Here is a 20,078-nt window from a genome sequence, read left to right as displayed (position 1 = left end):
CTCATTTGACAATAATTATCATTAAGAATAGCTTGTCGCACGTCGTAGGAAGCCTCCTAGCGTGGAGCGCTCCACTTCCCTCTTAGAGATAAGGTGATTTCCATGGCGGAACAACTATCCACAAGTAAGTGCGATTCACCGTTACTCCAGGCGTTTGTTGACAACCGCAGCATTCTGGTCAAGATCGCCGCACGTATCACCGGCTGTCGCTCCCGCGCTGAAGACGTGGTGCAGGACGCCTTCTTTCGACTCAGCTCTGCGCCGCAGATCACCTCCTCGTTCAAGGCCCAGCTGAGTTACCTTTTCCAGATCGTGCGCAACCTGGCCATTGACCACTATCGCAAGCAGTCCATGGAGCTCAAGTACTCCGGCAGCGAAGAGGAAGGCCTGAACGTAGTCATCCAGGGCGCCTCGCCCGAAGCCACGCACATCAACTTCGCCACCCTGGAACACATCGCCGACGCCTTGAACGAACTGCCGCAGCGCACTCGCTATGCATTCGAGATGTATCGCCTGCACGGTGTCGCACAAAAAGACATCGCCAAGGAACTGGGCGTCTCGCCGACCCTGGTCAACTTCATGATCCGCGACGCCCTGGTCCATTGTCGGAGGGTCTCAAGTCAGAGGACTTGAGAGCTGCAAGCTACAAGCGGCAAGTTGCGCACGATCAACTTGAAGCTTGTAGCTTGCAACTTGAACCTCAAGCGAGCCTACACCGCTCGAAGAACCGCTCCCTTCCCAGAATCATCAAGGCCGCCCGCTTGTGCGGGAAGTCGAACTCCTTCTCGCAATGAAAGCACTGGTCGTGCATGTGGCCGATCATCTTGCTGTTGTCGGCACGCGGTTCTGCCACCACCCGCTGGGTTCGCGGGTCGTCGAGAAACAGGTAGTGGACCAGGGCCGACAGCCAGCTGGCAACCTTGTGCGGACCACGGTGATGCTCCTCACCCACCAGCATGTGAATACCACGATCGTAATCATCGGCAGCATAGAACGGGGCGATGCGGTCTTCCTTGGCCCAATAGGCCTCGAAATAGGCAAACGGTTGATCATCGAAACAACCGATCAAGGTCAGGCTGTGAGGGTCGGCCTGCAGCTTGCCCAGGTAGTCACGGTGCTGTTCGAGGCTGCCGCCTTCCTGCCAGAAGTTCAGGACCCGCGGGTTGTTCTGCCAGCGGTTGAAACGCTCCAGGTCGTGGTCGATTTCCAGGGTCCGCAAGGACACCCAGGCACCCAGGCGCGCGTCGAAACGACGATACACTTCACCACGGGGCTTTGGCGCTCGGCGCGGATGGCGCTTGCCTTGCGTGATCTGCATGTGCTGCGGGTAGACATCGTCCACAACTTGCCCCAGCCAGGGTTGTGGCAACTGCCAGAACAGGGTTCTTTCACAGCTGTACTGCCCGGCCTCGCCCCCCGCAATCAACAAGCCGCTGCGCAAGGCTTCATCAGGCGAGCGGTTCAGGTGCCAGGTCAGGCGCTGGCATCCGGGATCGCGGGCGAAGAGCCAATAGCATGCCGCCCACAATGCCTGGTGTGGGCGCTCCCGGGTGTAGTCTTCAAGGTGAACCTGCAAGGTTTCGCCGCGCACAAGGCGTACACGAATCAGCGGGCTGTCCTCAAGCACCAGGCTCAGGTGACAGTCAGTTTCATCGGCTTGCAGGCTACGCCAGCGGGGCAAGGACAACGTTTGCGAAGCAGTGTCGAACGGCATGGTCTTGGCTCACGAAGGAAAAGTGCTCACCTTTCTAAACGTTGTCGCCAGCGTTGAATTTAGTCCGCCTTGGGTGGGCTTACGCTGATCTGGTAAGGCTGGAAAATCCGTAACAGTTCGCCTTGGTCACGCAACTGATGCAGCAGGCTGGCGAAGGCCGAGCCACTGATCGGTGCGCCAGGACGCAGCAAGGCGTAATGGTGATAAACCTGATCGACCCGCTCGGACGTCAGTATCTGCCCGACGCTACTCGGATTGCGCACGAGAAAATCGCTGAGGTAGGAGCGGGTCACCAGGGCGACATCTGCCCGACCACGCTGGACCATCAGCAGGTTGCTATCGTGGGAGTAGGTCAAGGTCGCGTTGTAGTGCTCGGCCAGGTACTTGGGATCGGCATTGAAGTTGGCAAAGGCGTAGTGATAGCCGCTGTACAACGCCAGGCGCTTGCCGCTGAGGTCGGCAAAATAGCTTTCGTCACGATCGGGCTGGCGATGGGCAACAAACACCTCGGCATCTTCCAGGCCCATGTCGACCTTCACATGGGGAATGTCCTGCCAGCCCCACAGGGGATTCTCGAAGATCGCCATGTCGGTACGCCCCTGCTGGAAATCACCGAAGCGGCGCGGGATCGAGGTAGGCACCAGGACGAAATGGTAGCGCTGCTGGGCGTTATTCAGCGCCTCGACCAACTGTGGCAACAGCCCCGTCTCGGCGCCCTTCTCCGGACGCACTGTATAAGGAGGGAAATGTGCGGCACCGACCTTGACCTCGACCGCCTCGAGCGCTTGGGCCGGCGACGCCAGCCACAAGGTGGCGAGCATGAACAGGAAAGACACAGCCTGCGGCATGGGCGTTGGAGTCAAAGCAACACACTCTTTGCGGGTTTTAACCGGATTCAAGCTAAGCTAGGCGTTTTCCGGGCGCTGCACAACCATCGATTGTGCCAAATACCAGTGACAGGCAAAACGCCAGGGGATACCCCAAGCGTTCAAGTTTGGCTACTCTCTAGCGAGTCTTGCAAGGGAGCCTACTATGGGGCATTGGCTGGTGATCGACCTGGAAGCCACCACAGAGGATGGGGGTTGGCCGGTCACGGATATGGAGGTCATCGAAATTGGTGCGACGCTGGTCAATCGACAGGGCCGTGAGGTCGATCATTTCCAGCGTTTCGTCAAACCGCGACGACGCCCGCAACTCACCCCTTTCTGCCGTGAGTTAACGCATATCAGCCAAGCGAATGTCGACACGGCCGCCCCCTTCGGTGAAGTGTGGGGGCAGTTCGAACGCTGGATCGGACATCATCAGGGGCATCTTCAAGCCTGGGTCAGCTGGGGCGACTATGATCGCCAACAACTGCTGCAGGAATGGCAACAGCATCAGTTGTACAGCCTGCTGGCCACCCTGCCCCACATCAACCTCAAGCAACGTTTTGCCAAGGCACGCCACCTGCAGCGCCCACTCGGCCTGAACGGTGCCTTGCAACTGGCCGGCCTGCAGTTCAGCGGCCAGCAGCACCGGGCCCTGGAAGATGCCCGCAACACCGCACGGTTGCTGCCCCTGACCCTGTCGGCCAACGGCAACTGAAAGCGGATGACGGCGCCAGGCGCCTTGGGCATACTGGCCAGCCTTTTCAGCCCCTTTTCAGGAGTCGCCCATGTTTAAGGTCAACGAGTACTTTGATGGCACGGTCAAGTCGATCGCTTTCGGCAGCGCCGAAGGTCCGGCCACTGTCGGCGTTATGGCCCCCGGCGAGTACGAATTTGGCACTGCCCAGCGTGAAATCATGCATGTGGTGTCTGGCGCCTTGACCGTCAAACTGCCCGACAGCGAAAACTGGGAGACTTTCTCGGCAGGCAGCCAGTTCAATGTGCCGGCCAACAGCAAGTTCCAGCTGAAGGTGGCCGTGGATACCGCCTACCTGTGCGAATACCGCGACTGAGCCTGGTTGCTGCACTGAGCGAGTGCGGACTCATCCGCGAAGGACTGCGCAGCAGGCCCAGCCCTTGGGGCCGCGTTGCGGCCCTTCGCGGATGAATCCGCTCCTACTTTCCGCCCATCAACGCAAAAACGCCGCAATCCTCTGCGCAGCCGTCGCCAGATGATCGCCATGGCTGAACCCCGACGCCTTCAACGGCTTCAGGTCATGATCCCCCGCTTGCAGCCAGCACAGCTCGATTGCTGACGACAACTCATACCCCTCCACCGTCTGCCGATTACCCAAAGCATCCCGCTCGCCCTGGATGATCAGCGTCGGTGTCTGCAATTCGGCCAGATGCGCCACTCGCGGCTTTTCCGGCTTGCCTGCGGCATAAAAGGGATAACCCAGACACACCAGCGCATCGGCCCCCAGTTCATCGGCCAGCAGGCTCGCCATACGCCCGCCCATGGACTTGCCGCCGATGGCAAGCGCCCCAGTGACCAATGGTCGCACCTGCTGATACACCTCGCGCCAGCATTCCAGCAGCTTGGCCTGAGGATTTGGAGGCCTTTTGCCGCCATCGACACGCCGCTGCGCCATGTAGGGAAACTCGAAACGCAGCACCCCCAGGCCTTGTGCCGCCAGCCTTTGCGCCATGTCTTCCATGAACCCGCTGTCCATCGGCGCACCGGCACCATGGGCCAGAATCAGACACCCTGATTGCTCGCCATCCCCCTGATTTTGCGGGGCATTCCAGCGCCAGCCACGGCTTTCGAGCAGCCGCGCCCATTGATCCCCGTCAATACCGGCCACTTGCCCATTACTCATGCTTACCTCGCTATTTAGCCTGCCTATAACCGTGGATGGGAACCCATACATGAACACAACCAGCAGTACCGCCTACAACTACAAGGTGGTCCGCCAATTCGCCATTATGACGGTGGTGTGGGGAATCGTCGGGATGGGGCTCGGCGTTTTTCTTGCCGCGCAACTCGTCTGGCCTTCGCTCAACTTCGACCTCCCCTGGACCAGCTTCGGGCGCCTGCGCCCGCTGCACACCAACGCGGTGATCTTCGCCTTCGGTGGTTGCGCGCTGTTCGCCGCTTCCTACTATTCAGTCCAGCGCACCTGCCAGACCACCCTGTTTTCACCACGCCTGGCCGCATTCACCTTCTGGGCCTGGCAGTTGGTGATCGTGCTTGCCGCGGTCAGCCTGCCGCTGGGTTATACCAGCTCCAAGGAGTACGCCGAACTGGAATGGCCGATCGATATCCTGATCACCATTGTCTGGGTCGCCTACGCCGTGGTGTTCTTCGGTACCCTGATGAAGCGCACCACCAAGCACATCTACGTGGGCAACTGGTTCTTCGGGGCGTTCATCATCACCGTGGCGATCCTGCATATCGTCAACAACCTGGAAGTGCCGGTCAGCCTGACCAAGTCCTACTCGCTGTACGGTGGCGCCACTGACGCCATGGTGCAGTGGTGGTACGGGCACAACGCCGTGGGCTTTTTCCTGACTGCAGGCTTCCTCGGCATGATGTATTACTTCGTGCCCAAGCAGGCTGAACGTCCGGTGTACTCCTATCGCCTGTCGATCGTGCACTTCTGGGCGCTGATCACCTTGTACATCTGGGCAGGTCCCCACCACCTGCACTACACCGCACTGCCCGACTGGGCACAGTCGCTGGGCATGATCATGTCGCTGATCCTCCTGGCACCGAGCTGGGGCGGCATGATCAACGGCATGATGACCCTGTCGGGGGCCTGGCATAAGCTGCGCAGCGACCCGATCCTGCGCTTTTTGGTGGTTTCCCTGGCGTTCTACGGCATGTCGACCTTCGAAGGTCCGATGATGGCGATCAAGACCGTCAACGCCTTGTCCCACTACACCGACTGGACCATCGGCCACGTACACGCCGGCGCTCTGGGCTGGGTGGCAATGATCTCGATCGGCGCGCTGTACCACATGATCCCGAAAGTCTTCGGTCGCGAGCAGATGTATAGCCTGGGCCTGATCAACGCCCACTTCTGGCTGGCCACCATCGGCACCGTGCTCTACATCGCCTCGATGTGGGTCAACGGCATCGCCCAGGGCCTGATGTGGCGTGCGGTCAACGCCGACGGCACGCTGACCTACTCCTTCGTCGAAACCCTGGTGGCCAGCCACCCTGGCTTCATCGTGCGCTTCGTCGGCGGGGCGATCTTCCTCACCGGCATGTTCCTGATGGCCTGGAACACCTGGCGCACCGTGCGTGCCCCGGTGACCGCGACCGCCCCTGCCGCCGTGCAGCTGGCCTGAGGAGACCCAGATGAAACACGAAGTAATCGAGAAAAACGTCTTCCTGCTGGTGCTGTTGATGGTCTTTGCCGTCAGCATCGGTGGCCTGACCCAAATCGTCCCGCTGTTCTTCCAGGACGTCACCAACAAGCCGGTTGAAGGCATGAAACCCTACACCGCGCTGCAACTGGAAGGCCGTGACATTTACATCCGTGAAGGCTGTGTACAGTGCCACTCGCAGATGATCCGTCCATTCCGTGCTGAAACCGAGCGCTACGGCCACTACTCGGTGGCCGGTGAAAGCGTCTGGGACCACCCGTTCCTGTGGGGCTCCAAGCGCACCGGTCCGGACCTGGCCCGTGTTGGCGGTCGTTACTCCGATGACTGGCACCGTGCGCACCTGTACAACCCGCGCAACGTCGTGCCGGAGTCGAAGATGCCGGCCTACCCGTGGTTGGTGGCAAACCCAGTGGACAGCAGTCACACCGAGACCAAGCTGCGCACCATGCGCACCCTGGGCGTGCCCTACACCGATGCCGATATCAGCGGTGCGCTGGAATCGATCAAGGGCAAGACCGAAATGGATGCGCTGGTCGCCTACCTGCAGGTGCTTGGCACCGCGATCAAGAACAAGAGGTAAAGGCCATGGACTTCACTCTGGATATCGGCCAGTTGCGCGGCCTGGGCACCCTGCTGGTGGCCATCGCCTTCATCGGCCTGTCGCTGTGGGTGTTCAACGGTCGGCGTGACCGCGAGTTTGCCGAGGCAAGCCTGTTGCCGTTCGCCGATGACCGCCTTGCACCTACCGCCAACGAACCCGCATCGAGGAGTAACGGGCAATGACCACCTTCTGGAGTACGTACATCTGCGTACTGACCATCGGCAGCCTGATCGGCTTGACCTGGCTGCTGCTGGCCACGCGCAAGGGCGAAAAGCCCAACGGCGGCGACCAGACCATGGGCCACAGCTTCGACGGCATCGAGGAGTACGACAACCCGCTGCCCAAGTGGTGGTTCTGGCTGTTCGTCGGCACTCTGGTGTTCTCGGTGGGCTACCTGATCCTCTACCCGGGCCTGGGCAACTGGAAAGGCATCCTGCCGGGCTATCAGGACGGCTGGACCCAGGTCAATGAATGGCAGAAGGAAATGGACAAGGCGGATGCCAAGTTCGGTCCGATCTTCGCCAAATTTGCCGCTATGCCGGTTGAGGAAGTGGCCAAGGATCCGCAGGCCCTGAAAATGGGTGGCCGTCTGTTCGCCTCCAACTGCTCGGTCTGCCACGGCTCCGACGCCAAGGGCGCCTACGGCTTCCCTAACCTCACCGACAAGGACTGGCGCTGGGGCGGCGATCCGGACACCATCAAGCAGTCGATCATGAGTGGCCGCCACGGCGTCATGCCGGCCTGGGCCGAGGTGATTGGTGAGCAAGGGGTGGCCGACGTGGCCGCTTTCGTCCTGACCAACCTCGATGGACGCAAGCTGCCAGAGGGCACCAAGGCTGATGTCGGCAACGGCGAGAAGCTCTTCGCGAGCAACTGTGTGGCCTGCCACGGTCCTCAAGGCAAGGGCACGCCGGCTATGGGCGCACCGGACCTGACTCATCCACAAGCCTTCATCTACGGTTCGAGCTTCGCCCAGCTGCAACAGACCATTCGCTATGGTCGCCAGGGTCAGATGCCTGCCCAGGAAGCCATCCAGGGTAACGACAAAGTCCACCTGCTGGCTGCCTATGTGTACAGCCTGTCCCAGGATCAACCGGCTCAGGGCGAAAGCCTGACTGCCAAGTAAAATCATTGCGTAACTGAGCCTTGACTCAAACCGCCGCATCCCATTGGATGCGGCGGTTCCATTTCCCCCTTGCGACCAAGTGTCGCACCTCCCCCGCCACCGCGCCTTGCACCCGCCTTGATCGCAACTAAGCTTGTTGCCAAAGCGACCGCAACCCGGGGCCTGATAATCCCCATGGCCGGTCGTGGCTGTTGAAGAATGCGTGCAAAGGCAGATGGGATCGGCTCGACCTCTTTGTAGCCGTTTCTGGACAACAGGAACTGGTCACAGCAAGCCTGACCGATTGGACAAGAAAAGATGAATAACGGTACACATATCAAACATATAATTGTGTACACTTTGTCCGCCAGCAACGCTCGAAACAGCGGTAGATCGGGCTTTGGCAAAGGTCGGCGCGGGAGCCATCGCGTTGCAATAACCACACGGTTTATACATACTTGCGCCGATTTTTTAACCTACAAAAACACCCAAACCGTGGAACCTTAGAATGAGCACAGCAATCAGTCCGACTGCTTATAACTATAAGGTCGTCCGCCAGTTCGCCATCATGACGGTGGTCTGGGGGATCCTTGGCATGGGGCTTGGCGTCTTCATCGCCTCGCAACTGGTATGGCCCCAGCTCAACCTGGACCTGCCATGGACGAGCTTCGGCCGCCTGCGCCCACTGCACACCAACCTGGTGATTTTCGCCTTCGGTGGTTGTGCACTGTTTGCCACTTCCTATTATGTCGTGCAGCGTACCTGCCAGACGCGACTGATCTCCGACAGCCTCGCGGCCTTCACCTTCTGGGGTTGGCAAGCGGTGATCGTCGGTGCGCTCATCACCCTGCCACTGGGCTACACCACGACCAAGGAATACGCAGAGCTTGAATGGCCGATCGCCATTTTGCTGGCCATTGTCTGGGTCACCTACGGTGTGGTGTTCTTCGGTACCATCGTCAAGCGCAAGACCAAGCACATCTATGTAGGTAACTGGTTCTACGGTGCCTTCATCGTGGTCACCGCGATGCTGCACATCGTCAACCACGCTTCCCTGCCGGTCAGCCTGTTCAAGTCCTACTCGGCTTACTCAGGTGCCACCGATGCGATGATCCAGTGGTGGTACGGCCACAACGCCGTGGGCTTCTTCCTGACCACGGGCTTTCTGGGCATGATGTACTACTTCGTGCCCAAGCAGGCCGAGCGTCCGATCTACTCCTATCGCCTGTCGATCGTGCACTTCTGGGCACTGATCACCCTGTACATCTGGGCCGGCCCCCACCACCTGCACTACACCGCCCTGCCGGACTGGGCGCAGTCGCTGGGCATGGCCATGTCGATCATTCTCCTGGCGCCAAGCTGGGGTGGCATGATCAACGGCATGATGACCCTCTCGGGCGCCTGGCATAAGCTGCGCACCGACCCGATCCTGCGCTTTTTGGTGGTTTCCCTGGCGTTCTACGGCATGTCGACCTTCGAAGGTCCGATGATGGCGATCAAGACCGTCAACTCGCTGTCGCACTACACCGACTGGACCGTGGGTCACGTACACGCCGGCGCCTTGGGCTGGGTAGCGATGATCTCGATCGGCGCCCTGTACCACATGATCCCCAAAGTCTACGGTCGCGAGCAGATGCACAGCATCGGCCTGATCAACGCGCACTTCTGGCTGGCGACCATCGGTACCGTGCTGTACATCTCCTCGATGTGGGTCAACGGCATCACCCAGGGCCTGATGTGGCGTGCGATCAACGACGACGGCACCCTCACCTACTCCTTCGTCGAAGCCCTGCAGGCCAGCCATCCGGGCTTTATCGTCCGCGCCCTGGGCGGTGCGTTCTTCGCCTCCGGCATGTTGCTGATGGCGTACAACGTCTACCGTACCGTACGCGCCTCGAAGCCGGCCGAAGCTGAAGCCGCTGCTCAGATCTCTGTAGTTGGAGCTCACTGATGAAGCATGAAGTAGTCGAGAAGAATATCGGCCTGCTGGCCTTCTTCATGGTCATCGCCGTGAGTATCGGCGGCCTGACCCAGATCGTCCCGCTGTTCTTCCAGGACGTCACCAACAAGCCAGTCGAGGGCATGAAGCCACGCACGGCGCTGGAGCTGGAAGGCCGTGACATTTACATCCGCGAAGGCTGCGTGCAGTGCCACTCGCAGATGATCCGTCCGTTCCGCGCCGAAACCGAGCGTTACGGCCACTACTCGGTGGCCGGTGAAAGCGTCTGGGATCACCCGTTCCTGTGGGGCTCCAAGCGTACCGGTCCGGACCTGGCCCGTGTCGGCGGTCGTTACTCCGATGACTGGCACCGCGCCCACCTGTACAACCCGCGCAACGTCGTGCCCGAGTCGAAGATGCCATCCTACCCGTGGCTAGTGGAGAACAAGCTCGACGGCAAGGACACGGTCAAGAAGATGGAAGTCCTGCGCACCCTCGGCACACCGTACACCGATGAAGACATCGCCGGTGCCCGCGACGCGGTCAAGGGCAAGACTGAAATGGACGCCCTGGTTGCCTACCTGCAAGGCCTGGGCACCATCATCAAAAGCAAACGGTGACATTGATGGATATCGGGATGATTCGTGGCCTGGGCACTGTCATTGTGATGGTGGCCTTTATCGGCCTGGCGTTGTGGGTGTTCAGTTCTCGGCGCAAGTCAGAGTTCGACGAAGCGACCATGCTGCCCTTCGCGGATGATCCCGAAGCCAGCAAGCACGTCGAGCAAGCGCAAGCGAAAGCGTCTAGGAGTAACAACGAATGACTACCTTCTGGAGTCTGTACGTCACCGTTTTGAGTCTGGGCACCATCTTCGCCCTGACCTGGCTGCTGCTGTCCACCCGCAAGGGCCAGCGCAGCGAAACCACTGAAGAAACCGTGGGCCATGCCTACGACGGCATCGAGGAGTATGACAACCCGCTGCCAAAATGGTGGTTCATGCTGTTCGTCGGCACCATCATTTTCGCCCTGGGTTACCTGGTGCTGTACCCGGGCCTGGGCAACTGGAAAGGCCTCCTGCCGGGCTATCAGTACCTGGATAACGAGAAAAAGACCGCGTTCGCCAACGGTCAGGCCGGCTGGACCGGCGTGCACGAGTGGGAAAAGGAAATGGCGCGGTCGGATGCCAAGTTTGGGCCGATCTTCGCCAAATTCGCGTCGATGCCTATTGAAGAAGTAGCCAAGGACCCGCAAGCCCTGAAGATGGGTGGCCGCCTGTTCGCCTCCAACTGCTCGGTGTGCCACGGTTCCGACGCCAAGGGTTCCTACGGCTTCCCCAACCTGACCGACAACGACTGGCGCTGGGGCGGTGAGCCGGCAACCATCAAGGCCTCCATCATGGGCGGTCGCCACGGCGTGATGCCGGCCTGGTCGCAAGTCATCGGCGAGCAAGGCGTTGCTGACGTAGCCGCTTACGTGCTGACCAACCTTGATGGCCGCAAGCTGCCAGAAGGTGCGAAAGCCGACGCAGCCAATGGCCAGAAGCTCTTCGCCGCCAACTGCGTGGCCTGCCACGGCCCTCAAGGCAAGGGCACCCCAGCCATGGGCGCTCCGGACCTGACGCACCCACAGGCGTTCATCTACGGTTCGAGCTTCGCTCAACTGCAGCAGACCATCCGTTACGGCCGCCAGGGCCAGATGCCTGCCCAGGAAGCGATCCAGGGTAACGACAAGGTCCACCTGTTGGCGGCCTATGTCTACAGCCTGTCGCATCAAGGTGAAAAGGCTGCCGAGGCGAAGTAATTCGCACGCTGAACAAAGGCCCCGTCAGTGAAGACTGGCGGGGCTTTTTTACGAGCGCATCGAGCCGGCCATAGGGCCTGCAGAGCCTTCATTACAGCCCCGCATGACCCAGATCAATTGACACGCCCACTACACTAATCACCAGGCAAACCCAACGCGACTAAACGCCGCAGCCATGCCCCATACCGCCACTTCAGGCGTATCATTCGTCGCAGAGCAGCATAAACTTCTGACTGCGGTCGGCACGTACTGATCGCGGCATTATTCCACTGCCGTGGGACTCAATGATGAGCAAGCAGATTCCAGTACATGATGTCACCCCGCCTGCCAGTAAAGACAAAGACAAAGACAAAGACAGCGTCGATCTCTACGCCTCACGGGAAAAGATCTACACCCGCGCTTTCACCGGCCTGTTTCGCAATTTGCGCATGGCCGGCGGCGCCGCACTGTTTCTCTTGTATTTCGGCACGGTCTGGCTGAACTGGGGTAATCACCAGGCCGTCTGGTGGAACCTGCCAGAGCGCAAGTTCTACATCTTCGGCGCCACGATCTGGCCCCAGGACTTCATTCTGCTTTCCGGCCTGCTGATCGTTGCCGCCTTCGGCCTGTTCTTCATCACCGTATTCGCCGGCCGGGTCTGGTGCGGTTACACCTGCCCGCAGAGCGTCTGGACGTGGATTTTCATGTGGTGCGAGAAGGTCACTGAAGGTGACCGCAACCAGCGCATGAAGCTGGACAAGGCGCCCATGAGCAGCAACAAGCTCCTGCGCAAACTGGCCAAGCACAGCCTGTGGCTGCTGATCGGCTTTGTCACCGGCATGACCTTCGTCGGCTACTTCTCGCCGATTCGCGAACTGGCCCTGGAGTTCTTTACCGGCCAGGCCGACGGCTGGGCCTATTTCTGGGTCGGTTTCTTCACCCTGGCCACCTATGGCAACGCCGGCTGGCTGCGCGAGCAGGTGTGCGTGTACATGTGCCCCTATGCCCGCTTCCAGAGCGTGATGTTCGACAAGGACACGCTGATCGTCTCTTACGATCCACGTCGCGGTGAAACCCGTGGCCCACGCAAGAAAGACCTCGACTACAAGGCCAACGGCCTGGGTGACTGCATCGACTGCACCATGTGCGTCCAGGTCTGCCCGACCGGTATCGACATTCGGGATGGCCTGCAGATCGAGTGCATCGGCTGCGCCGCCTGCATCGACGCCTGTGACACCATCATGGACAAGATGAACTACCCCAAGGGCCTGATCAGTTACACCACCGAGCACAACCTGTCCGGGCAGAAAACCCACATGCTGCGCCCGCGCCTGATCGGCTACGCCGTGGTCTTGCTGACCATGATCGCCCTGCTCGCCAGCGCCTTCGTGATGCGCTCGCTGGTGGGCTTCGATGTCAGCAAGGACCGCGTCCTGTACCGCGAAAACGCCCAGGGCCGGATCGAAAACGTCTACAGCCTGAAGGTCATGAACAAGGACCAGCGCGACCACGTCTATGTGCTCGAAGCCGCTGGCCTGCCCGACCTCAAGCTTGAAGGCGCGAAGGAAATCCGCGTCGCGGCCGGTGACATCGTCAGTCTGCCGGTACAACTGTCGATGGCCCCGGAACAACTGCCGTCGAGCACCAACGAAGTCACCTTCACCCTCAAGGACGCTGACGACAGCGCCACCCAGGTTGAAGCCAAGAGCCGGTTCATTGGCCCACAAATTCGATAAGAGACTGAATCTATGCCTTCTGCTACAGCCGCCAGCCCCTGGTACAAGCACCTCTGGCCGTGGATCATCATCGGCGTGCTGGCCACCTCGGTGACCCTGAGCCTGACCATGGTCACCATTGCGGTGAACAACCCGGACAACCTGGTCAACGACAACTACTACGAGGCCGGCAAAGGCATCAACCGCTCACTGGACCGTGAACTGCTGGCCCAGACCCTCAACCTCAAGGCCAGCGTGCACCTGGACGAGCTGACCGGTGAGGTCGAGCTGCGCCTGACCGGCAACAGCCAGCCAAAAACCCTGGAACTGAACCTGATCTCACCTACCCAGCCGGAGAAGGACCGCAAGATCGTCCTGACCCAGAGCGCAAGCGAAGCCGGACGCTACATCGGCCAGCTCAGCGACAAGATCGAAGGACGTCGCTTCGTCGAATTGCTGGGCAGCCAGGACGAGCACGTCTGGCGCCTGTTCGAAGAAGAACAGGTCGGCCATGACCAAACCCTGCAGTTGGGTGACGAAGCGCTGCAAGGGGCTGAACACCTGGAAAAATGAGTCGCCCGTCTTCGCCAGCAATGCCGGCGATGGCGTCCTGAATTACTGCGAAGATTGCCATGACCAGCCCCACGCCTTGTTACCACTGCGCCCTGCCCGTTCCCGCCGGCAGCCATTTCACCGCCGTGGTACTCGGCCAGGCCCGGCTGTTCTGCTGCCCGGGTTGCCAGGCCGTGGCCGAAGCCATCGTCGCCGGTAACCTGGAAAGCTATTACCAGCATCGCAGCGAAGCCAGCGCCAACCCCGACGCCCTGCCCCAGCAACTGGTCGACGAGCTGGCCCTGTATGACCGTGCCGATGTGCAAAAACCTTTCGTCCGCCACAGCGGCGAGCTGGCCGAAACCACCCTGCTGATTGAAGGCATCAGCTGCGCCGCGTGCGGCTGGCTGATCGAAAAGCACCTGCGCAACCTGCCTGCAGTGGCCGAGGCGCGGCTGAACCTGTCCAACCACCGCCTGCAGGTCAACTGGGCCGACAGTCAGTTACCGCTGTCCAAGCTATTGGCCGAGCTGCGCCACATCGGTTACGCAGCGCACCCCTATCAGGCCGACCGCGCCGCTGAACAACTGGCCAATGAAAACCGCATAGCCCTGCGCCAGCTGGGCGTCGCCGGCCTGCTATGGTTCCAGGCGATGATGGCGACCATGGCCACCTGGCCGGAATTCAACATCGACCTGAGTCCCGAACTGCACACCATCCTGCGCTGGGTCGCGCTGTTCCTGACCACCCCCATCGTCTTCTACAGCTGTGCGCCGTTCTTCCGTGGTGCCGCCCGCGATCTGCGCACTCGCCACCTGACCATGGACGTCTCGGTGTCCCTGGCCATCGGCCTGGCCTATGGCGCCGGCATCTGGACGGCGATCACCGGCAGCGGCGAGCTGTATTTCGATGCCGTGGGCATGTTCGCCCTGTTCCTGCTGGCGGGGCGTTACCTGGAACGTCGCGCCCGTGAGCGCACCGCCGCCGCCACCGCACAACTGGTCAACCTGCTGCCGGCCTCCTGCCTGCGCCTGGGTGCGGCTGGCCAGAGCGAGCGGATCCTGCTCCGTGAGCTGCAACTGGGCGATTGCGTACTGATTCAACCCGGCCATGTCGTGCCGGCCGACGGGCGCATCGTCAGCGGCCAGTCGAGTGTCGATGAGTCGCTGCTGACCGGCGAGTACCTGCCACAGCCCCGCCGCGCGGGCGATGCGGTTACCGCTGGGACCCTGAACGTGGAAAGTGCGCTGACCGTCGAAGTCCAGGCCTTGGGCCAGGACACGCGCCTGTCGGCCATTGTCCGCCTGCTGGAGCGCGCCCAGTCGGAAAAGCCGCGCCTGGCCGAAATCGCCGACCGTGCCTCGCAATGGTTCCTGCTGTTCTCCCTGGTCGCGGCCGCCGCCATCGGCCTGCTCTGGTGGCAACTGGACCCGTCCCGGGCGTTCTGGATCGTTCTGGCCATGCTGGTCGCCACCTGCCCCTGTGCGCTGTCACTGGCCACACCGACCGCGCTGACCGCCGCCACCGGCACCCTGCACAAACTCGGCCTGCTACTGACCCGCGGGCACGTGCTCGAAGGCCTGAACCAGATCGACACGGTGATCTTCGACAAGACCGGCACCCTCACCGAAGGCCGCCTGACCTTGCGCGCCATTCGCCCGCTGGCTGACGCCGACGCCGATCAGTGCCTGATGCTCGCCGCAGCCCTGGAGAATCGCTCCGAACACCCGATCGCCCGCGCCTTCGGGCGCGCCAGCGTACCCGCCGACGAGGTTCAGGCCGAGCCAGGCCTGGGGCTTGAAGGCGTGGTACAAGGGCAACGCCTGCGCATCGGCGAACCCGGCTTTGTCTGCGCCCTGAGTGGCACTGCGATCCCATCGATGCCCGCTGAACCCGGTCAATGGCTGCTACTGGGCAACGCCCAGGGCGCCCTGGCCTGGCTGGTGCTCGATGATCGCCTGCGCAGTGACGCCGCCGACCTGCTCGCCGCCTGTCGCACCCGTGGCTGGCAGACCCTGCTGCTGTCCGGCGACAGCTCGCCGATGGTCCAAAGCGTGGCCGCCGAGCTGCAGATTGACCAGGCCATCGGCGGGTTGCGCCCCGATGACAAGTTGGAAAAACTCAAAGCGCTGCAACAACAAGGCCGCAAAGTGCTGATGCTCGGTGACGGGGTCAACGATGTACCGGTGCTGGCCGCTGCGGATATCAGCATCGCCATGGGCTCGGCCACCGACCTTGCCAAAACCAGCGCCGATGCGGTGCTGCTGTCCAATCGCCTCGACGCCCTGGTGCAGGCCTTCAGCCTGGCCCGGCGCACCCGACGGATCATTATCGAGAACCTGCTCTGGGCTGCGCTGTATAATGGCCTGATGCTGCCCTTTGCCGCCCTGGGCTGGATCACCCCGGTGTGGGCGGCGATCGGCATGTCAGTCAGTTCGCTGATCGTGGTGCTCAACGCCCTGCGCCTGACCCGGATCAGCGATCCGGCTGCCACCGGCGCAGCGACCCGCGCCTCACACCCTGCCACGGCCTGATCAGGAGCTCCCATGCCTGCGCTTTACATCATGATTCCGGCCGCGCTGCTGATCGTCGCCATTGCCATTTACATCTTCTTCTGGGCGGTGGACAGCGGCCAGTACGATGACCTCGACAGCCCGGCCCACAGCATCCTGTTCGATGACCAGGACCCGCAGCACACTGCGGCCATGGACGAAGCCGACGGCAAGAAACCCGACGACGGTACCCCGCCCCGTGCTTGAACTGCTACCCCTGCTCAGCTCGGCGCTGATCCTCGGCCTGCTTGGCGGCGGCCATTGCCTGGGCATGTGCGGCGGCCTGATGGGCGCCCTGACCCTGGCCATTCCCAAGGAACAGCGCAGCCGCCGCTTTCGCCTGCTGCTGGCCTACAACCTGGGGCGCATCTTCAGCTACGCCCTGGCCGGCCTGCTGCTGGGCCTGGCCGGCTGGGCCGTGGCCAACAGCCCGGTGGCCCTGGGCATGCGCGTAGTCGCGGCGTTGCTGTTGATCAGCATGGGCTTGTACCTGGCCGGCTGGTGGAGTGGCCTGACCCGCATCGAAGGCCTGGGACGCGGGCTGTGGCGCCACATACAGCCAGTGGCCAACCGCTTGCTGCCGGTTTCCAGCCAGCCCCGTGCCCTGCTGCTGGGTGTCCTGTGGGGCTGGTTACCCTGCGGCCTGGTCTACAGCACCCTGCTCTGGGCCGCGAGCCAGGGCAACGCCGTCGACAGCGCGCTGCTGATGCTGGCCTTCGGTCTTGGCACCTGGCCAGTGCTGCTGACCACCGGGCTTGCCGCCGAACGCACCAGTGCCCTGCTGCGCAAGCGCAGCGTACGCATCGCCGGCGGTTTGCTGGTCATCCTGTTCGGCCTCTGGACCCTGCCCGGGCCGCACCAGCACTGGCTGATGGGCCACTGAAGCGCCGTTGATACAAATCAACACGGGTTGTACCCCATCCCCCTAGACTTCAGGCATTGCTGCTCATTCTGGGGATTGCCCACATGCTCGACGCACTCCGTTGGGACTCCGACCTGATCCGTCGCTACGACCTGTCCGGCCCACGCTACACCTCCTATCCAACCGCCGTGCAACTGCACAGCGAAGTCGGCTCCTTTGACCTGCTGCATGCGCTGCGTGACAGCCGGCGTGCCGTACGCCCCCTGTCGCTCTACGTGCATGTGCCGTTCTGCGCCAACATCTGCTACTACTGCGCCTGCAACAAGGTCATCACCAAGGACCGTGCCCGCGCCCAACCCTACCTGCAGCGCCTGGAGCAGGAAATCCAGTTGATCGCTTGCCACCTGGACCCCAAGCAGACCGTCGAGCAACTGCATTTCGGTGGCGGCACCCCGACCTTCCTCAGTCACGTCGAACTGCGCCAACTGATGGCGCATTTGCGCCAGCATTTCAATCTGCTGGACGACGACTCCGGCGACTACGGCATCGAGATCGACCCGCGCGAGGCCGACTGGCCGACCATGGGCCTGCTGCGCGAGCTGGGCTTCAACCGCGTCAGCCTTGGCGTACAGGACCTCGATCCCGCCGTGCAACGGGCGATCAACCGCCTGCAAAGCCTGGAACAGACCCGGGCAATCATCGAAGCGGCACGCACCCTGCAGTTTCGCTCGATCAACCTCGACCTGATCTACGGCCTGCCCAAGCAGACCCCGGAAGTCTTTGCCCGCACCGTGGAAGAAGTCATCAAGCTGCAACCGGACCGGCTGTCTGTGTTCAATTACGCCCACCTGCCGGAACGCTTCATGCCCCAGCGGCGCATCGACAGCAATGACCTGCCGGCACCCGCCGCCAAGCTGGAAATGCTGCACAGAACCATCGAGCAACTGACCGCCGCCGGATACCGCTACATCGGCATGGACCATTTCGCCCTGCCCGATGACGAGCTGGCCATCGCCCAGGAAGAATCGACCCTGCAGCGCAACTTCCAGGGCTACATCACCCACGGCCATTGCGACCTGATCGGCCTCGGCGTCTCGGCCATCAGCCAGATCGGTGACCTGTACTGCCAGAACACCAGTGACCTGAACAGCTACCAGGAGACCCTGTCCAGTGCCCAGCTGGCCACCAGTCGGGGTCTGCTATGTAGCGCGGACGACCGTCTGCGGCGCGCGGTGATCCAGCAACTGATCTGCCATTTCGAACTGGATTTCGAGGCCATCGAAAAGACCTTCACCATCGATTTTCGCGGTTACTTCAAGGATCAGTGGTCCGCCCTGCAAGCCATGCACAACGACGGCCTGATCAGCCTCAGCAACCAGGGCATCCAGGTACTGCCCGCCGGACGCCTGCTGGTGCGCTCGGTATGCATGGTCTTCGACGCCTACCTCGGGCTGCACAACCAGCAACGATTCTCCCGAGTCATCTGAACTCCGGCACGGACGCTGTTTACAGTCATACTTGTAAAGCACACTATGTTTAAGGGAGGTCGGACGATACGCCGCACCTCAACCAGCGCACCCTACCCGGGTGCGGGCTGGCCGAAACCCCATGCCCTGAGTTACCCTTACGGCTTATGTGTGCTTTCCCCCAAGGAATGAAGAAATGTCCGAGCCAGTCAAACTGCGCCCTCACAACCAGGCCCATTGCAAGGATTGCAGCCTGGCGCCTCTGTGCCTGCCATTGTCGTTGAACATGGAAGACATGGATGCACTGGATGAAATCGTCAAACGCGGGCGACCGCTGAAAAAAGGCGAATTTCTGTTCCGTCAGGGCGACAACTTCGCTTCGGTCTATGCAGTGCGCTCCGGCGCCCTGAAAACCTTCAGCCTGAGCGACGGCGGCGAAGAGCAGATTACCGGCTTTCACCTGCCCAGCGAACTGGTCGGCCTGTCCGGCATGGACACCGAAACCTACCCGGTATCGGCCCAGGCCCAGGAAACCACGTCGGTCTGTGAAATCCCCTTCGAACGCCTCGATGAGCTTTCGGTACAGCTGCCACAGCTGCGTCGGCAGCTGATGCGGGTGATGAGCCGCGAGATTCGCGATGACCAGCAGATGATGCTGTTGCTGTCGAAGAAAACCGCCGACGAACGCATCGCCACCTTCCTGGTCAACCTCTCGGCGCGCTTCCGTGCCCGTGGTTATTCGGCCAATCAGTTCCGCCTGAGCATGTCGCGCAACGAGATCGGCAACTATCTGGGCCTGGCCGTAGAAACTGTTTCACGGGTTTTCACCCGCTTCCAGCAAAACGGCCTGATCGCCGCCGAAGGCAAGGAAATTCACATCCTCGACCCGATCCAGCTGTGTGCCCTGGCCGGTGGCGCACTGGAGAGCTGAGGCCACGGGATAAGGGTATACTGGCGGGCATTGGTTTTTCAGGATACCCGCCTCATGCACAGCGATACCTTCGACCTCAAAGCCCTGATCCGCCCAGTAGCGGATTTCCCGAAAGCTGGCGTGATCTTTCGTGATATCACGCCGCTGTTCCAGTCGCCACGGGGCTTGCGCCATGTAGCTGACGCCTTCATCGAGCGTTATGTCGAGGCCGAGTTCAGCCATATTGGTGCCATGGATGCCCGCGGCTTTCTGATCGGCTCAATCATCGCCCACCAGTTGAACAAACCGCTGATTCTGTTCCGCAAGCAGGGCAAACTGCCGGCCGACGTGCTCGCCGAAGGCTACCAGACCGAATACGGTGAAGCGTTCCTCGAAGTGCATGCCGACAGCCTGTGCGAAGGCGACTCGGTGCTGATTTTCGATGACCTGATCGCCACCGGCGGTACCTTACTGGCAGCCACCAACCTGGTGCGTCGCATGGGTGCGCAGGTGTTTGAGGCGGCGGCGATTATTGACCTGCCGGAACTGGGTGGTTCGCATAAGCTGCAGGCGACGGGTGTTCCGACCTTCTGCCTGACCGAGTTCTCGTTGAGCGAGCGCTAA

General features: G+C 61.4%; 22 protein-coding genes. 19 read left to right on the top strand and 3 right to left on the bottom strand.

Annotated elements, in window-relative coordinates:
* Window positions 1–102: 102 nt before the first annotated feature.
* Window positions 103–633, top strand: a complete 531-nt coding sequence (locus ACRESH_RS08510) for an RNA polymerase factor sigma-70 (protein ID WP_431741568.1) — start codon at window positions 103–105, stop codon at window positions 631–633.
* 67 nt (window positions 634–700) lie between these two features.
* On the opposite strand, the gene ACRESH_RS08505 is transcribed toward ACRESH_RS08510, so the two are convergent.
* Both ACRESH_RS08505 and ACRESH_RS08500 read right to left on the bottom strand, forming a co-directional pair.
* The gene (locus tag ACRESH_RS08505; RefSeq protein ID WP_431741567.1) at window positions 701–1,714 is read right to left on the bottom strand and encodes a GNAT family N-acetyltransferase; all 1,014 of its coding nucleotides are present in this window, start codon (window positions 1,712–1,714) and stop codon (window positions 701–703) included.
* Between the two features lie 59 nt (window positions 1,715–1,773).
* Window positions 1,774–2,577 (bottom strand): substrate-binding periplasmic protein, encoded by an 804-nt coding sequence (locus tag ACRESH_RS08500; RefSeq protein WP_431741566.1) that lies wholly within the window; start codon window positions 2,575–2,577, stop codon window positions 1,774–1,776.
* Between the two features lie 169 nt (window positions 2,578–2,746).
* On the opposite strand from ACRESH_RS08500, the gene ACRESH_RS08495 reads away from it, so the two are divergent.
* Window positions 2,747–3,298 (top strand): exonuclease domain-containing protein, encoded by a 552-nt coding sequence (locus tag ACRESH_RS08495; protein ID WP_431741565.1) that lies wholly within the window; start codon window positions 2,747–2,749, stop codon window positions 3,296–3,298.
* 70 nt (window positions 3,299–3,368) lie between these two features.
* The gene (locus tag ACRESH_RS08490; RefSeq protein ID WP_431741564.1) at window positions 3,369–3,653 is read left to right on the top strand and encodes a pyrimidine/purine nucleoside phosphorylase; all 285 of its coding nucleotides are present in this window, start codon (window positions 3,369–3,371) and stop codon (window positions 3,651–3,653) included.
* A 117-nt stretch (window positions 3,654–3,770) separates the two neighbouring features.
* Here ACRESH_RS08490 and ACRESH_RS08485 read toward each other — a convergent pair whose 3' ends face one another.
* Window positions 3,771–4,460: an alpha/beta family hydrolase gene (locus tag ACRESH_RS08485; RefSeq protein ID WP_431741563.1), complete on the bottom strand. Its 690-nt coding sequence runs from the start codon at window positions 4,458–4,460 to the stop codon at window positions 3,771–3,773.
* Between the two features lie 49 nt (window positions 4,461–4,509).
* On the opposite strand from ACRESH_RS08485, the gene ccoN (ACRESH_RS08480) reads away from it, so the two are divergent.
* The 16 genes from ccoN (ACRESH_RS08480) (at window position 4,510) to ACRESH_RS08405 (ending at window position 20,078) form a co-directional block, all read left to right on the top strand.
* A complete protein-coding gene (gene ccoN / locus ACRESH_RS08480) occupies window positions 4,510–5,934 on the top strand; it encodes a cytochrome-c oxidase, cbb3-type subunit I (protein WP_431741562.1) in 1,425 nt (474 codons plus the stop codon).
* 10 nt (window positions 5,935–5,944) lie between these two features.
* A complete protein-coding gene (gene ccoO / locus ACRESH_RS08475) occupies window positions 5,945–6,553 on the top strand; it encodes a cytochrome-c oxidase, cbb3-type subunit II (protein ID WP_431741561.1) in 609 nt (202 codons plus the stop codon).
* A gap of 5 nt (window positions 6,554–6,558) precedes the next feature.
* Complete coding sequence (locus ACRESH_RS08470; RefSeq protein ID WP_431741560.1) at window positions 6,559–6,756, top strand: cbb3-type cytochrome oxidase subunit 3; 198 nt, start codon at window positions 6,559–6,561, stop codon at window positions 6,754–6,756.
* Window positions 6,753–7,700: a cytochrome-c oxidase, cbb3-type subunit III gene (gene ccoP, locus ACRESH_RS08465; protein ID WP_431741559.1), complete on the top strand. Its 948-nt coding sequence runs from the start codon at window positions 6,753–6,755 to the stop codon at window positions 7,698–7,700. The genes ACRESH_RS08470 and ccoP (ACRESH_RS08465) overlap by 4 nt, the downstream gene beginning before the upstream one ends.
* A gap of 487 nt (window positions 7,701–8,187) precedes the next feature.
* Entirely contained in the window at window positions 8,188–9,630 is a 1,443-nt protein-coding gene (gene ccoN, locus ACRESH_RS08460; RefSeq protein ID WP_431741558.1) for a cytochrome-c oxidase, cbb3-type subunit I, read from the top strand.
* A complete protein-coding gene (gene ccoO, locus ACRESH_RS08455; protein WP_431741557.1) occupies window positions 9,630–10,238 on the top strand; it encodes a cytochrome-c oxidase, cbb3-type subunit II in 609 nt (202 codons plus the stop codon). The genes ccoN (ACRESH_RS08460) and ccoO (ACRESH_RS08455) overlap by 1 nt, the downstream gene beginning before the upstream one ends.
* 5 nt (window positions 10,239–10,243) lie before the next feature.
* Window positions 10,244–10,441 carry a cbb3-type cytochrome oxidase subunit 3 gene (locus ACRESH_RS08450; RefSeq protein WP_431741556.1) on the top strand — a complete coding sequence of 66 codons (198 nt, stop codon included), beginning with the start codon at window positions 10,244–10,246 and terminating at the stop codon, window positions 10,439–10,441.
* On the top strand, window positions 10,438–11,418 hold the full coding sequence (gene ccoP / locus ACRESH_RS08445) for a cytochrome-c oxidase, cbb3-type subunit III (protein ID WP_431741555.1): 981 nt from the start codon (window positions 10,438–10,440) through the stop codon (window positions 11,416–11,418). Before ACRESH_RS08450 ends, ccoP (ACRESH_RS08445) begins: the two co-directional genes overlap by 4 nt.
* 287 nt (window positions 11,419–11,705) lie before the next feature.
* On the top strand, window positions 11,706–13,133 hold the full coding sequence (gene ccoG / locus ACRESH_RS08440; protein ID WP_431741554.1) for a cytochrome c oxidase accessory protein CcoG: 1,428 nt from the start codon (window positions 11,706–11,708) through the stop codon (window positions 13,131–13,133).
* Window positions 13,134–13,145: 12 nt separating this feature from the next.
* Entirely contained in the window at window positions 13,146–13,685 is a 540-nt protein-coding gene (locus tag ACRESH_RS08435) for a FixH family protein (protein WP_431741553.1), read from the top strand.
* 59 nt (window positions 13,686–13,744) lie between these two features.
* A complete protein-coding gene (locus ACRESH_RS08430) occupies window positions 13,745–16,198 on the top strand; it encodes a heavy metal translocating P-type ATPase (RefSeq protein ID WP_431741552.1) in 2,454 nt (817 codons plus the stop codon).
* Between the two features lie 12 nt (window positions 16,199–16,210).
* Window positions 16,211–16,423: a cbb3-type cytochrome oxidase assembly protein CcoS gene (ccoS, locus tag ACRESH_RS08425; protein WP_107025508.1), complete on the top strand. Its 213-nt coding sequence runs from the start codon at window positions 16,211–16,213 to the stop codon at window positions 16,421–16,423.
* A complete protein-coding gene (locus ACRESH_RS08420; protein ID WP_431741551.1) occupies window positions 16,416–17,099 on the top strand; it encodes a sulfite exporter TauE/SafE family protein in 684 nt (227 codons plus the stop codon). Before ccoS ends, ACRESH_RS08420 begins: the two co-directional genes overlap by 8 nt.
* Before the next feature lie 83 nt (window positions 17,100–17,182).
* Window positions 17,183–18,565 carry an oxygen-independent coproporphyrinogen III oxidase gene (gene hemN / locus ACRESH_RS08415; RefSeq protein ID WP_431741550.1) on the top strand — a complete coding sequence of 461 codons (1,383 nt, stop codon included), beginning with the start codon at window positions 17,183–17,185 and terminating at the stop codon, window positions 18,563–18,565.
* 175 nt (window positions 18,566–18,740) lie between these two features.
* Window positions 18,741–19,475, top strand: a complete 735-nt coding sequence (fnrA, locus tag ACRESH_RS08410; protein WP_038613200.1) for a Crp/Fnr family transcriptional regulator FnrA — start codon at window positions 18,741–18,743, stop codon at window positions 19,473–19,475.
* Between the two features lie 54 nt (window positions 19,476–19,529).
* Window positions 19,530–20,078 carry an adenine phosphoribosyltransferase gene (locus ACRESH_RS08405; protein ID WP_431741549.1) on the top strand — a complete coding sequence of 183 codons (549 nt, stop codon included), beginning with the start codon at window positions 19,530–19,532 and terminating at the stop codon, window positions 20,076–20,078.

Origin of the sequence: Pseudomonas sp., from assembly GCF_050739775.1 — a bacterium.
GTDB lineage: Bacteria > Pseudomonadota > Gammaproteobacteria > Pseudomonadales > Pseudomonadaceae > Aquipseudomonas.
This window is presented reverse-complemented; position numbering and strand designations above follow the sequence as displayed.